Origin of the sequence: Streptomyces sp. NPDC007863 (assembly GCF_040633895.1) — a bacterium.
In the GTDB taxonomy this organism is placed as follows: domain Bacteria; phylum Actinomycetota; class Actinomycetes; order Streptomycetales; family Streptomycetaceae; genus Streptomyces.
Genome location: NZ_JBEYEI010000023.1, coordinates 1 through 13,215, shown reverse-complemented (window position 1 = coordinate 13,215; position 13,215 = coordinate 1). Strand labels below are relative to the sequence as shown.

The 13,215-nt window shown below is 73.4% G+C and carries 13 protein-coding genes; 5 read left to right on the top strand and 8 right to left on the bottom strand.

Annotated elements, in window-relative coordinates; translation table 11 throughout:
- Positions 1-84 precede the first annotated feature (84 nt).
- On the bottom strand, positions 85-1,395 hold the full coding sequence (locus ABZ621_RS30715; RefSeq protein ID WP_360609705.1) for a DUF6777 domain-containing protein: 1,311 nt from the start codon (positions 1,393-1,395) through the stop codon (positions 85-87).
- 163 nt (positions 1,396-1,558) lie between these two features.
- On the opposite strand from ABZ621_RS30715, the gene ABZ621_RS30710 reads away from it, so the two are divergent.
- The 3 genes from ABZ621_RS30710 to ABZ621_RS30700 are packed head-to-tail and all read left to right on the top strand — an operon-like array spanning position 1,559 to position 4,436.
- Positions 1,559-2,476: a YndJ family protein gene (locus tag ABZ621_RS30710; RefSeq protein WP_360609704.1), complete on the top strand. Its 918-nt coding sequence runs from the start codon at positions 1,559-1,561 to the stop codon at positions 2,474-2,476.
- The gene (locus ABZ621_RS30705; RefSeq protein WP_360609703.1) at positions 2,473-3,015 is read left to right on the top strand and encodes a DUF1990 domain-containing protein; all 543 of its coding nucleotides are present in this window, start codon (positions 2,473-2,475) and stop codon (positions 3,013-3,015) included. Before ABZ621_RS30710 ends, ABZ621_RS30705 begins: the two co-directional genes overlap by 4 nt.
- Positions 3,016-3,026: 11 nt before the next feature.
- Positions 3,027-4,436: a lipase maturation factor family protein gene (locus ABZ621_RS30700; RefSeq protein WP_360609702.1), complete on the top strand. Its 1,410-nt coding sequence runs from the start codon at positions 3,027-3,029 to the stop codon at positions 4,434-4,436.
- Between the two features lie 109 nt (positions 4,437-4,545).
- Here the strand turns inward: ABZ621_RS30700 and ABZ621_RS30695 are convergent, their stop codons facing one another.
- From ABZ621_RS30695 to ABZ621_RS30685, 3 genes are all read right to left on the bottom strand, one after another.
- Positions 4,546-4,716: a hypothetical protein gene (locus ABZ621_RS30695; RefSeq protein WP_360609701.1), complete on the bottom strand. Its 171-nt coding sequence runs from the start codon at positions 4,714-4,716 to the stop codon at positions 4,546-4,548.
- A 284-nt stretch (positions 4,717-5,000) separates the two neighbouring features.
- Positions 5,001-6,476, bottom strand: coding sequence for an SDR family NAD(P)-dependent oxidoreductase (locus ABZ621_RS30690; RefSeq protein WP_360609700.1), 1,476 nt, complete (start codon positions 6,474-6,476; stop codon positions 5,001-5,003).
- Between the two features lie 64 nt (positions 6,477-6,540).
- Positions 6,541-7,266, bottom strand: a complete 726-nt coding sequence (locus tag ABZ621_RS30685; protein ID WP_360609699.1) for an IucA/IucC family C-terminal-domain containing protein — start codon at positions 7,264-7,266, stop codon at positions 6,541-6,543.
- Between the two features lie 313 nt (positions 7,267-7,579).
- Here ABZ621_RS30685 and ABZ621_RS30680 point away from each other — a divergent pair, with 313 nt between their 5' ends.
- Positions 7,580-8,548 (top strand): DMT family transporter, encoded by a 969-nt coding sequence (locus ABZ621_RS30680; protein WP_360609698.1) that lies wholly within the window; start codon positions 7,580-7,582, stop codon positions 8,546-8,548.
- On the opposite strand, the gene ABZ621_RS30675 is transcribed toward ABZ621_RS30680, so the two are convergent.
- The 3 genes from ABZ621_RS30675 to panD form a co-directional block, all read right to left on the bottom strand.
- Positions 8,429-9,847 carry a transglycosylase family protein gene (locus ABZ621_RS30675; RefSeq protein WP_360609697.1) on the bottom strand — a complete coding sequence of 473 codons (1,419 nt, stop codon included), beginning with the start codon at positions 9,845-9,847 and terminating at the stop codon, positions 8,429-8,431. The two genes, ABZ621_RS30680 and ABZ621_RS30675, sit on opposite strands and share 120 nt — an antisense overlap.
- A 380-nt stretch (positions 9,848-10,227) precedes the next feature.
- Positions 10,228-10,587 carry a GNAT family N-acetyltransferase gene (locus ABZ621_RS30670; RefSeq protein ID WP_360609696.1) on the bottom strand — a complete coding sequence of 120 codons (360 nt, stop codon included), beginning with the start codon at positions 10,585-10,587 and terminating at the stop codon, positions 10,228-10,230.
- Between the two features lie 18 nt (positions 10,588-10,605).
- A complete protein-coding gene (gene panD, locus ABZ621_RS30665) occupies positions 10,606-11,031 on the bottom strand; it encodes an aspartate 1-decarboxylase (protein WP_169091533.1) in 426 nt (141 codons plus the stop codon).
- Positions 11,032-11,534: 503 nt separating this feature from the next.
- On the opposite strand from panD, the gene ABZ621_RS30660 reads away from it, so the two are divergent.
- Entirely contained in the window at positions 11,535-11,768 is a 234-nt protein-coding gene (locus tag ABZ621_RS30660) for a helix-turn-helix domain-containing protein (protein ID WP_360609695.1), read from the top strand.
- A gap of 65 nt (positions 11,769-11,833) precedes the next feature.
- Here the strand turns inward: ABZ621_RS30660 and ABZ621_RS30655 are convergent, their stop codons facing one another.
- Complete coding sequence (locus ABZ621_RS30655; RefSeq protein ID WP_360609694.1) at positions 11,834-12,343, bottom strand: hypothetical protein; 510 nt, start codon at positions 12,341-12,343, stop codon at positions 11,834-11,836.
- Between the last annotated feature and the right edge of the window lie 872 nt (positions 12,344-13,215).

Below are 13,215 nucleotides of genomic sequence, written 5' to 3'. Positions count from 1 at the left end.
CTGTTCCGTGTCCGCTCCCCCGCTGCCCACACTCATGGGGGCCACGCTAGGGCCGGCGGGTTCCTCGCGCACCACGAAGATCTTTCAGCCGGGGAAGGTGGTCGGCTCGGGCTCGTCGGGGACCTGGCCGTCGGGGGCGGTGTCCGGGTCCGCGTAGGGGTCCGCGTACGGGTCGTTGTACGGGTCGGTGTACGGGTCCTGGTAGGGGTCCTGGTACGGGTCCGCCGAGGGGTCCGTGTACGGGTCCGCCGGCGGCTCCTCGTACGGGTCGGCCGGGGCGTACGGGTCGGCGTACGGCTCCGAGGGCGCGTCCGGGACCGTCGGGTCGGGCGCCGCGGGCGTGTCCGGCACGGCGGGGGTGTCGGGCGCGCTCGGCGTCTCCGGTACGACGGGGGCTTCGGGCGTCTTCGGGGCGGCGGGGCGCTCGGTGGGGGTCTTCGGGGCGGCGGGCGCGTCGGGGTCGCCGGTACCGGTCCCGGGGTCGGTGTCGGGGGTGACGGGGTCGCTGAGGGCGCAGGTGTCGGGGTCGCAGTCGGGGACGGTGTCGGGCTTGCGGTCCTGGTCGCCGTCGCTGCCCGCCTTCCGCTCGATCCAGCTGTCGTCGGAGACGTTGACGATGACGAGGCTGGTGACGACGGCGGTGGTGGGTTTGACGATGATCACGCGGTCGGGGTCGAAGCCGGACCAGGGGTCGCCGTGGTGGACGGCGCCGGGGACGCTGACGGGCGAACGGAGCGGGTTGCCGCAGGCGCAGCGGACGCGCGGGGCCCCGTAGGGGTCGACGAGGACGGCGGTGCCGGCCTGGAGGACGGACTGGAAGGCGGCGGCGCGGCCGTCGCGGAAGCCGTGGTTGGTGACGCGGGTGTCGGCGCGCAGCAGGACGGGGGTGAGCTCGCGGAGCCAGTCGGCGACGCCGCCCTCGGGGATGCCGGCGGCCTCGGCGAAGGCCCGGAGCTTGGCGGGTTCGGCGGCGAGGTAGGCGACCTGCTGCTCGACGTCGCAGCTGGACTCGGCGCGGGTGCCGCCGTAGAGGCCGGGGGCGGAGCCGGTGACCTCGCGGATGCCGGGGGCGCTGACGGGCTGGGCCCCGGGGTCGGCGTCCTCCTGCAGGGCGCGCAGTCCGGCGCCGCGCGCGGTGGAGGAGGTGAAGGGGTCGGGGCCCTGGGCGGCGACCGGCTGGAGGTGCACCTCGTCCCCGGCGCCGAGGGCGGCGCGGCCCATGGCGCTTCCGGGTTCCCCGGCGGAGCACCCGGCGAGGAACAGGGCGGCGGCGCCGAGCGTCGCGGCGAGGGCGGTGCGGCCCTGGGTGCGGGCGGCTCCGGGGGCGGGGCGGACGGCGGGGTGGCTCCGCGTCCGGCGCTGTGTGGGGCGCACGTTGCTTCTCCCGGTCGTCACGGTTGGGTTCCTCCCGTTCTGTCGCAGTCGGTGACGGGCGGCAAGCGGAGCGCGTCCGACCGGGCGCCCCGGAGACCCCCACCCCGGACTTGAACACGTTCAAGGGAAGCCCTACGCTCGGTCCCGACACCGTTGAACACGTTCAAGTCAGGGGGTGGGCGCCATGACCGCGCTGTCGGCCTTCGTGGTCCCGGTCGTGACGGTCGGGATGCTCTGGGTCGTACCGACCGGGCTCGGCCTCGTCGAGGGGCCCCGGCCGCCCGGCTGGGAGCCACTGCGCCGGGCCTGGCCGCTCCTCGCCCTGCCCGGCGCGGTCTCGCTCTGGCTCCCCCGCTCGGGCCCGGCGACCGCGCTCGCGGCCTGCTACGCCCTGGCCACCCTGGCGCTGGCGCTCCAGGCCCCGGCCCGCCTCGCGCTCCTCCTCCCCCGGTCGCCGGCCGGGAGGGCCCGCCTCTCGCTCCGCTCGCTCCGCCCCGCCGAGCTCGCGGTGCTCACGGCCCTCGTCTCGCCGTCCGTCGCCGGTCTCGCGCTCGTCGCCGAGCGGGCCTCGTACCCGCTCTTCGGCTTCGAGCTCGACCTCCTCGCGCTGACCGTGCCGCACTTCCACTTCGCCGGCTTCGCCGCCGCCCTGGTCGCCGGACTGCTCTGCCGGACGTCCGGCGGCGGGGCCCTGGCCACGACCGCCGCGCTCAGCGTGCCCGCCGGCACCCTGCTCGTCCTGATCGGCTACTTCGTGGACGACTGGGCCGAGCTGGCCGGCGCGGTCGTCCTCACCGTCGGCATGGCCGCCGTCTCGGTGCTGACCCTGCGGGAGCGGCGCGGGCTCGCCGCCGACCGCGCCACCCGGACCCTGCTCGGCGTCTCGGCCCTCGTCCTGGCCGCCACCATGGCGCTCGCGCTCTGGTGGGCGCTGGGCGAGGCGACCGGCCTTCCGCACCCCACCCTGACCTGGATGGCCGCCACCCACGGCCTGGGCAACGCGCTCGGCTTCGCCGTCTGCGCCCTGCTCGCCCACCGCCGGCTCCGCGCCGCCGGACACCGCCGCCCCGCCCCTCTCCCGCGAACGGAGCTCCCGGCATGAGCCGCATCCTCGGCGACCTCACCCCGCGCCGCGTCCTCAGCTACCCGGAGGCGGGTGCCACCCGCACCCCCGACGCCCTCCCGGCCGGCTACCACCACCTGCGCCACAGCGCGGCCGTCGGCCACGGCCCCGCCGACTTCCGGGCCGCCGCCGAGGCCGTCACCACCTGGCGGATGCACCGCGCCAGCGGCGCCCGCGTCCGCTCCACGGCCGGCCGCGCCGCCCCCGGCGTCACCGTGGAGGTCGCCCTCGGCCTCGGCCCGCTCGCCTACGCGGTCCCCTGCGAGGTCGTCTGGCTCCCCGCGGAGGAGCACCGGGCGGGGTTCGCGTACGGCACCCTCACCGGGCATCCGGAGAGCGGCGAGGAGGCCTTCCTCGTGGAGCTCGAACCCGACGGCACGGTCCGCTTCACGGTGACCGCCTTCAGCCGGCCCGCCGCCTGGTACACCCGGCTCGCCGGCCCGCTCGTCCCGCGCCTCCAGCGCGCCTACGCCCGCCGGCTCGGCCGCGTCCTCCGCCGGCTCGTCGCCGCGGGCTGATACTGGAGGCGATGGAGTGGTTCAACGCGCCCGAGCTGTGGATGGGCCGGACCGTCTTCCAGCGCGGCCTGGCGGTGCTGTACTGCGTGGCCTTCCTGTCGGCCGCGCTCCAGTTCCGGGCGCTCATCGGGGAGCGCGGCATGCTTCCCGTACCGGCGTTCCTGCGCCGGACCACCCCGCTCCGCTCCCCCTCGCTCTTCCACTGGCGCTACTCGGACCGGCTCTTCGCCGCGGTCGCGTGGTCGGGGGCCGGGCTCGCGGCGGCGATGGCCGCAGGGGCGGGGGACGCGGTGCCGCTGGCCGTCGCGATGCCGCTGTGGCTGGTGCTCTGGGGGCTCTACCTGTCGATCGTGAACGTCGGCCAGACCTGGTACTCCTTCGGCTGGGAGTCGCTGCTCCTGGAGGCCGGTTTCCTCGCGGTCTTCCTCGGCAACGACGACGTCGCCCCGCCCCTCCTCGTCCTCCTGCTGCTGCGCTGGCTGCTCTTCCGCGTCGAGTTCGGCGCCGGGCTCATCAAGATCCGCGGCGACGCCTGCTGGCGGAACCTCACCTGCCTCTACCACCACCACGAGACCCAGCCGATGCCCGGCCCGCTGAGCTGGTTCTTCCACCGGCTTCCCCGCCCCCTGCACCGCGTCGAGGTCGCCGCCAACCACGTCGTCCAGCTCGGCGTGCCGTTCCTGCTCTTCACCCCGCAGCCGGTGGCCTCGGTCGCGGCCGGCCTGATGATCGCCACCCAGCTGTGGCTGGTCCTCTCCGGCAACTTCGCCTGGCTCAACTGGCTGACGATCGTCCTCGCCGCCTCCGCCCTGGACCTCTCCGCGCTCACCGGCGACCACCCGCGCCCCGACCCGCCGCTCTGGTACGCGGCCCTGGTCCTCGCCCTCACTGCCATGGTCCTGGTCCGCAGCTACCGCCCGGTCCGCAACCTCCTCTCCCACGACCAGGCCATGAACCGCTCGTACGACCCCTTCCACCTGGTCAACACGTACGGCGCCTTCGGCACGGTGGGCCGTGTCCGCGACGAGATCGTGGTGGAGGGCACGAGCGACGAGGTGCCCGGCCCGGACACGGAGTGGCGCGCGTACGGCTTCAAGGGGAAGCCGGGCGATCCCGGCCGGTGGCCGCGCCAGTTCGCGCCCTACCACCTGCGGCTCGACTGGCTGATGTGGTTCGCGGCGCTCTCGCCCGGCTACGCCCGCGAGTGGTTCGGGCCCTTCGTGGAGCGGCTGCTCGCGGGGGACCGGGACACCCTGCGGCTGCTCGGGCACAACCCCTTCCCGGACGCCCCGCCGGTGCACGTCCGCGCGCTGCTCTACCGGTACCGCTTCTCCACCTGGAGCGAGCTGCGGGCGAGCGGCGACTGGTGGCAGCGGCGGCTGCTGCGGGAGTACCTGCCGCCGGTCCGGCTGCGGGGGTGAGCCGGACGCGGCGGTGCCCCCGGCCGGGAGGGCCGGGGGCACCGGAGCCGCACGGGCCGTGGCGGTACGGCCCCGGGGGCGACGCCGTACGCCGGCGCCGGGGCTTCGATCAGTCGATGCCCGGCAGGATGTGGGGCTCGGCGAGGTCGTCCTCGTAGCCCGCGAGGCGGATCGGGGCCGAGCGGGCCCACACTTCGAGGCTGCCCAGCTCGCCGTTGCGCCGCTGCCGTTCGGAAGGTTCCGACGGCCGGGGTTCCTGCTTCGTGGTTTCGGGTGTCACCGCGCACTCCTTTGTGTCGCGTCAGGTCGGGGACGGAGGACCGTTCGGTCGCGGTGGCGCCGGTCTGGGGCGGGGCCGCGGCCGAGGTGGGTGGCCAGTCCCCTGGACGGCCGTGGAGCGGTGTGTCGCTCCGGTGGCCGTCGGTGGGCATCAGAGTAACCAAATGAGCGGGCATGCGCTCTACCGGGCTCCAAAGTGTGACGCAATCGGGTGACGGAGACCGAAAGAGCGCCCTTCCCGGCGGGAAGGGCGCTCTTGAAACGGCGGTCGTCAGAGGGTGGGGGCTACCACTTGCCGGGGGCGTAGTCCTTCATGAACACGCCGTACAGGTCCTCGCCCGCCTCGCCGCGGACCACCGGGTCGTAGACGCGGGCGGCGCCGTCGACCAGGTCCAGCGGGGCGTGGAAGCCCGCCTCGGCGAGGCGCAGCTTCTCGAAGTGCGGGCGCTCGTCGGTGATCCAGCCGGTGTCGACCGAGGTCATGAGGATCTTGTCGGCCTCGAACATCTCCTGGGCGCTGGTCCGGGTCACCATGTTCATGGCGGCCTTCGCGGCGTTGGTGTTCGGGTGCCCGGCGCCCTTGTAGCCGCGGGAGAAGACGCCCTCCATGGCGGAGACGTTCACGACGTACGCCCGGCCGCTCGCGGCCTGCGCCGCGGCCTTGGCCATCGACGGGCGCAGCGCGCTGATCAGGATGAACGGCGAGGTGTAGTTGCAGAGCTGGGTCTCCAGGAGCTCCACCGGGGAGATCTGGTCGATGGTCTGCACCCAGGTGTTGGACTCCACCACGTCCGGCAGCAGGCCGCCGGCGTCGATCGCGGTGCCCGCCTGGTACTGCTCCAGGCTGGCGTTGCCCGCGACGAGCGCGAGGTCGGCGACCTTCTGGGCGTCGAGGCCGCTGGTGCCGACGGGGAGCGCGGCGAGGCCGTCGACCGCGCCGGAGTTGAAGGCGCCGATGACGTGGTGGGCGGGCAGCTCGCCGGCCGGGAGCGGCGCGGTCTCGCCGTCGACCAGGGCGGCGTACGCGGACGGCAGCCGGCGCACGGTCTGCGTGGCGTTGTTGATCAGGATGTCCAGCGGGCCGGCCGCGGCGACCTGCTCGGCGAGGGCCACGGCCTGGGCCGGGTCGCGCAGGTCGATGCCGACGACCTCCAGGCGGTGGATCCACTCCGCCGAGTCCTCCATCGCCTTGAAGCGGCGGATGGCGTCCTTGGGGAAGCGGGTGGTGATCGTGGTGTGCGCGCCGTCGCGGAGCAGCCGCAGCGCGATGTACATGCCGATCTTGGCGCGGCCGCCGGTGAGCAGGGCGCGCTTGCCGGTGAGGTCGGCGCGGATGTCCCGCTTGGAGCGGTTCAGGGCCGCGCAGTCCTGGCAGAGCTGGTGGTAGAAGTAGTCGACCTCGACGTACCGGGTCTTGCAGGTGTAGCAGGACCGGGGGCGCTGGAGTATGCCCGCGATCCGGCCGGCCTCGGTGACCGAGGAGGGCAGGATGCCCTCGGTCTCGTCGTCGATGCGCTGGGCGGAACCGGTCGCGGTCGCCTCGGTGACGGCCCGGTCGTGGGCGGTCTTGGAGGCCCGGCGCTCCTGGCGGCGGCGCTGCTTGACCGTGCGGTAGATGCCGGCGGTGGCGCGGCGGACGGCGATCGCGTCGGGGTGGTCGACGTCGATCTTCTCCAGCTCGTCGAGCACGCTCAGGCAGACGGCCAGGCGCTCGGGGTCGATGCCCGGCCCGTACTCCTGGGTTTCTTCAGTCACCGTCATGGCCTTCGTCGTTCCTCGATCGCTCGCGGGCGGGATGCCGCCGGGGGGTTCCGAAGAGGCAACTTTACGGAGCCGGGGGCCGCCGCTCCAAACCCGTTCGCGGGGCGTGGTCGAACACACAGTCGCCGCAGAGGCCTCCGGGGGTGGCGCGGTAGTAGAGGCAGCAGGTGGTGCGGCGCAGGGCGGGGCCGCGCAGGGTGCCGGCGAGGTCCGGGTGGTCGAGGAGCCCCTGGACGAGCTCGGCGGCCCGGGAGGCCGCCTCGGGCCGGTCGTGGGCGCGGGACCAGCGGATCACCTCGCGCAGGGCGCCGGCGAGCGCGGAGCCCGCGTTGCCCCACAGCAGCCGGGGCGAGATCCGCCCGTCGCGGGCGAGGGCCGCGTGCAGCGGGACGAGGTGCGTCTCCTGGACGGCCTCGCGGAGCGCGTCGACGGTGGCGGGGCGGGTGCCGGCGCCGGCCCACCACAGGTCGTCCGGTGCGGTGAGCGCCGGGTCCCAGCGCAGCTCGGCCGGGTCGAGGACCGGGAAGCGGCCGCTGAGGGCGGCAGGGCCGAGCGCGGTCGACCACAGGCGGGCGGCGAGCCCGAGGTGCGCGATGGACGCGGCGACCCTCCGCTCGGGCGCCCCGAGCCGGGCGGCGACCCGGTCCACGCGCGCGTGCAGGGGGCCGTCGCCGAGCCCGTCGCCGTCGTAGAGGCGGGCCAGCGGACGGTGGTCGCCGCCGGTGGGCGGCGGGACGGTCCGCAGGGCGAAGAAGCCACCCAGCACCGTGCCGCTCGTCTCGGGATCCACCGCTCCCCCTCGGAGTCCGCCGCCGGCGGGCCCGGCGGTGCGGAGCCACCGTATCCAACGCCGGGCCGGGGATCTTACGGGCCAAAGTGGACCGGCCGGGACGGCGACTGGCTCGGGATGTGGCTCTCGTACGCGCGTGCGGGCCGCGCCGGTACCGCTTCCCGCAGCCGTCTTGTCCCGTTTGGACCCCATGTGACCTGCGGTGGCGTACGACTCCGGTTGTACGGGACGGTCGCGTACTGCGTCGGCGGTACCGGTGAAGGCGTTCCCTGGTCTGACGACGGGAACGGCCCGGAGAGCGATCGTGGAGGGTATGAGTCCCCTCGTGCTGTCCGTCGTCCTGTCACTGGTCTCCGCGGTGGCGTACGCGGGCGCGGCGATCGTGCAGGAGCGGGTCGCCGCGGCCGCCTCCGGGCCGACCTACGCGCCGCTGCGCAATCCGGTCTGGTGGGGCGCCGTCCTGCTCAACGGCCTGGGCGCGGCCCTGCACGTGGTCGCCCTCGCGTACGGGCCGCTCAGCGTGGTGCAGCCGCTGGGCGCCCTCACCATCGTCTTCGCGCTGCCGATGGCCGCCCTGTTCGTCCGGCGCCCGGCGGGGCGGCGGGCCTGGCACGGGGCGCTGATGGCGACGGCGGGCCTGGCGGGGCTGCTCAGCGTGACGGACGGCGGCGAGGGCCGCACCCCCGACGGCGGCGAGCGCTGGCTGCTCGCCGGGGCCACCTTCGCGGCGGTCGCGGCGCTCTTCGTCCTGGCACGGCTCGTGGGCCGCTCGGCGCTGCGCGGGGTCGCGCTGGCGGCCGCGGCCGGCGTGGCCTTCGGGGTGGCGTCGGTCTTCACCAAGGCCGTCGCCGAGGAGTGGTCGCCGGACGCCCCGCTCGCCGAGTGGGGCTCCGCGCTGGTGCTGTCGGCGCTCGCGGTCACCGGTCTGCTGCTGTCGCAGGCCTCGTACCGGGGCGCCGGGCTCGCCGCGCCGCTCGCCACGGTCACCGTCGTCAACCCCGTGGTGGCCGCCACCGTCGGCCTCACGCTCTTCGGCGAGGGCTTCCGGTACGGGGCGGCCGGCACCGTCGCCGCGCTGGTCTGCGGCGCGGTCGCGGCGGGCGGACTCGTCGAGCTGACCCTCGACCGGCTGGCCCGCCCCGGCGGGGACGGGCCCTCGGCGTCAGATGGAGACGCCGCGCGCCCTGAGGTAGGCGAGGGGGTCGATGTCGGAGCCGTACCCGGGACCCGTCCGCACCTCGAAGTGGAGGTGCGGTCCCGAGCTGTTGCCGGTCGATCCTGAGCGCCCGATCCGCTGACCGCCGGTGACCCGCTGCCCCTCGCGGACGGAGACGGCGGAGAGGTGGGCGTACTGGCTGTAGCGGCCGTCGTCGTGGCGGACGACGATCTGGTAGCCGTACGCGCCGGCCCATCCGGCGGAGACGATCCGCCCGTCGGAGACGGCCTTGACGGTGGTGCCCGTGGGCACCGGGAAGTCGACGCCGGTGTGGTAGCCGCTGGACCAGGACGAGCCGGGCTTGCCGTAGCGGGTGCCGACGTCGGCCGAGACCGGGGCGGAGTAACGGTCCTCGCGGGGGGCGGCGGGCGCGGGCCTGCTCTGCTGCGTCGGCTTGGGCTTCGGCTTCGCCTGGGGCTTGGCCTGGGGCTGCGGCTTCGGCTTGACCTGCTGCTGGGGCTTCGGCGCGGGCTTGGCCTGGGGCTTCTGCTGGGGCTTGGTCTGGGGCTTGGTCTGCGCCTCCGCGGTGGGCCGCGCGCCGGGCCGGTGGCCGGCGGGGGCGACGGCCGGGGGCTTGGTGGCGGGCGCCTGGGCGGCGGGGGGCTTCGGGGGCGCGGGCGGCTTCAGGGTGGGCGGCGCCTGCGGGGAGCTCGGACGGGCGCTCGGCGCGGCGGGGGCCGGGGCGGGCGCGGGGCGGGCCGGGGCTGCGATCCGCAGGGTGAGGCGCTGGCCGGGCAGGATCAGGTCGGGGTCGTCGCCGACGACCTTGCGGTTGATCTCGTACAGGCGCTGCCAGCCGCCGCGCACCCGTTCGTCGCGGGCGATCTCGGAGAGCGAGTCGCCGGGCGTGACGGTGTACATCTCGCGGACGGTGGGGACGGTCGTCGGACCGGGCTTCGCGGCGGCTTCCCGCGGTAAGGCGCGCTGCCCGGGCAGCGCGGTGGTCCGTACGTCGTTGCCGCCGCCGGACGCGTCCGGCGCGGGGCCGCCGCGCCGGAGTCCCGCGTCGGGCCCGCAGGCGGGCCAGGCGCCGGGGCCCTGGCCCTTGAGGACCCGCTCGGCGACGGCGATCTGCTGGTCCTTGGAGGCGAGGTCGGCGCGGGGGGCGAACTCGCGCCCGCCGTAGGCGACCCAGGTGGACTGGCTGAACTGGAGGCCGCCGAAGTAGCCGTTCCCGGTGTTGATCCGCCAGTTGGAGGAGGATTCGCACCTGGCGACCTTCTCCCAGACGTCGAGCGAGGCGGCCTGCGCGGCGCCCGCGCCGACGAGGGGCAGGGCGATGCCGGCCCCTCCGGCGGTGACGGTGAGCGAGGCGCGGTTGATCCGGCTCGGCTGGTGGCGGCGGTGACGTCCGCGTACGGCCATGGGCCCCCCTAGAACACAGCGACAGCGATCCAAGTTACGGGGGTCGCACGCTGTGTGACAAGCCGGTCGCGGAAGTCCGCCGGGGTCGACTCCCTTGTGTCACCGGTCCGTTGGCGGCCCGTGCTGTCCGGCGGGGCCCGGCTGGGGCTGCGGCTCGGGCGGCGGCACCGGCCCGCCGGGCTGCGGCGGCCCGGGCGGGGCCGGCTCGGGCGGCACGGGGACGGGGTTCGGCGGCGGCACCGGCGGAGGCCCGGGCTGCGGCGGCGGGATCGGCGAGGGCGGCAGCGGGTCGGGATACGGATGGGTCATGACGGACCTCCCGGTCGACGGCCCCCCGCGGTCTCCCCCTCTCTACCAGGGTGACACCGCGAGGAGCCGCTTCACCACAGCCCGGGCGTGGCGGCCAGCTGCCGCTGGGCGGCGCGGGTCACCTCCGCGGAGACCGGCGGGGCCTCCTCGGGGTGCCGCCGGGCCCACTTGGCGGCGTACGGGCAGAGCGGCACGACGGGGACGCCCCGGCGGGCGGCCATGGCGTAGAACTCGCGGACGAGCGCGCCCGCGATCCCCCGCCCCTCGTGGTCCGCGTCGACGACCGTGTGGACGGCGACGAGGGCGTGCGGCTCCTCGTCGAGCGTGAAGTAGACGATCACCCCGGCGAAGACGCCGTCGGCGTACGCCTCCAGGCGGCCCCGCTCCGGGACGTCACGGATCTCCGGTTCCACCTGCTGCCGCTCGGCCATGCGCCGCGCTCCCTCGGGTCAGACGGACGCCGGCACCGCGTGCGGCGGACGCACCGTGTCGCTGCCGGGCACGGGCGCCGAGGCGTCGGCACCCAGCTCCACGATGCGGTTCGCACCGTCGACGTGCACGACGCGCGGCACGAACGCCCGGGCCTCGGCGTCGTCCATCTGGGCGTAACTGATGAGGATCACCAGGTCCCCGGGGTGGACCAGATGGGCGGCCGCGCCGTTGATCCCGATGACACCGGACCCCCGCTCGCCCTCGATGACATAGGTCTCGAGCCGGGCCCCGTTGGTGATGTCCACGATGTGCACGAGCTCACCGGGCAGCAGGTCGGCGGCGTCGAGCAGATCGGCGTCCACGGTGACGGAACCCACGTAGTGCAGGTCGGCCTGGGTGACGGTGGCGCGGTGGATCTTGGACTTGAATATCGTTCGTATCATCGAGGTACTCCTGGACATAGGCTCCCTGCCTGCGTTTTTGCAGGTCAAGGGCTGTTTCCACACCTTACAACGAGTCGCAAGTTCGGGCAGCATTCCCCAGGTTTTTCAGGACTGATGCTGACCACTTGCTGACTTTTCTGACTCACCATCAGGCGATCCCGAGGGACTGCATGCGCATGCCCCGGATCCGCCGCGACGGCCTCGTAAGCCTACGCAGTGCACCCGCAGAAGCCCTCGTGACCACCGTCACTCTCGCGGCACGGCGACACACGATCCGCGTGAGCGCGAGGACTCGCCGCCTCCGGAAGCCACAAACAGCGCGGCCGTTTAGCAGCAATCTCCGGCTGAGCAAAACCGGCTCTTCTCGTGACCATGGCCTAGCCAGACCGATGGCTCTGCCAGTTCCGCACGGCGGTCGGCAACGACATGGGAACCCGCCAGAGGACAGAGCAATTCGGCACCGTGATCGCGCTCAGCCCAGCCTCGAAGGAGTCGTCTCAGTCATGGAACCGCAGTCTTTCGACACCACCCACCCGCGACGGCGCCCACCCGTCGAGCCCATCCTCATGGAGACTTCCGAGGTCGCCGTGATGCTGAGCATGTCGACGAGCTGGGTCTACAGGGAAGCGTCGAAGCTGGGCTTGAAGGGGTACAAGCTCGGCCGAGGCAAGAACGCCAAGGTTCTGTACAAAAGGACCGAGGTCTTCAAGTGGCTGGAACAGCAGAAGATCTATTGAGAGATCATCCCGCAGCTATAGCAACAGCTTCCTTGCACGGACGCCCCGACGACAGAAGGACACCGTCAGAGGTTGGCCTTCATGGCTTCGATGCACACAGCACGCGCGGCGGCAGACCGATCTCGGGCATACGCCTGCCCCAGGTTCATGCCGTCGTCACTCTGAATCGGCGGCTGCGTCCACGCCTCACTCATGTGCATGCCGGCTTCAGAACGAGCTGCCGACACCAGGGCCGCGTAGGGCTCGGCGACCGCGGACGCCTCGATCTGAAGCCATGCGTGATGGAAGGCCATGCGGGCGAGGAGGAAACTGACTTGGTCGGTGAGTTCCCTCCGGGCGTCGGGTGAGTCGGGGCGCCGCCGTATCCGGTACGGCATCTCCAGGTACTCCTCCACCGCGGTCAGCGCTTCGGCGAACGTTTTTGCTCGTCGCTCCCGACGGGCTGCACGCTGGTTGAGGGTGTACGTGACGTAGACGCCCAGCAGCGCGATGACGGGCACGATCAGGGCCGTTGTCTGAACCCATGACCAACTGCCCGCCTGCGCCGTGGTCGAGAGGAACCGATCCTGGACCAATCGCGATCCTCCGGAAGGCCATGTGGTGCGTCCTCAACGATCCAATCACCGCCGGCATGCCCGCCTGTGCGGCGCCAACAGTGTTCCAGAAAGAGGTGCCTCTCAACGATCCCAATAAGGTCGAGGAGACCCTTCTCGCTGGTCCACCGGCGCTCCTCGGGGTCGTACGGGTACCACAGGCAGAGCGCATCGTCCGTGGCATAACGATGCTTGGACGCTGCACCCGGCTTGGCGTGGACCCGGGGGAAGTCCTGAGGCTGCTGCCCGTACGTGTCGTACCACGGATCAGCGTAGAAGCTGACGGTGACCAGGACAGGATCCGTTTCGCCGACGACATCGAGGCCGGAGAGACGATAGGTCAACCGGCCGTCGCCGTAGCGGTGCGCCAGGTCAGAGCCGAAGCGAAGCCTGGCATCTCGTTCGAGCGGGGCCCACCACACCGGCTCGCTCCCGTACCAGCGGCTCACCTCAAGGAGCCCATGCCCGGGTGGACGTCACTCCGTAGGCCAATCCGGGGCCGATCGCCGCTGTGGCACTGAACGGTGCACGGATCCTTTCCTGTTCCTCATCGGTAGCATCCACGTCAGGGACGATCTCAGGGAGGACACGGCTGAGCGCCCATTGCGCGCTGAGCGGCCTGCCCTCGGCCTCGTGCTCCTGCGCGAGCTTCAGGTAGTCCCGTGCCGTGCGCAGTCGCCGACGCGCATCCCCTCGCAACATATTGAGCGGAATCGGTCCTGCGACATGGGCCGGATCATCCGTAGGGCCGTCCTTGAGGAGCAATTGTCAATTTCTGTGGATCAACGTGGGGGGCCGCAAGTGGCCCGTAGCCATTGATCGAGGATGGTGAAGTCTTCGTCGGTGAGGCCGCG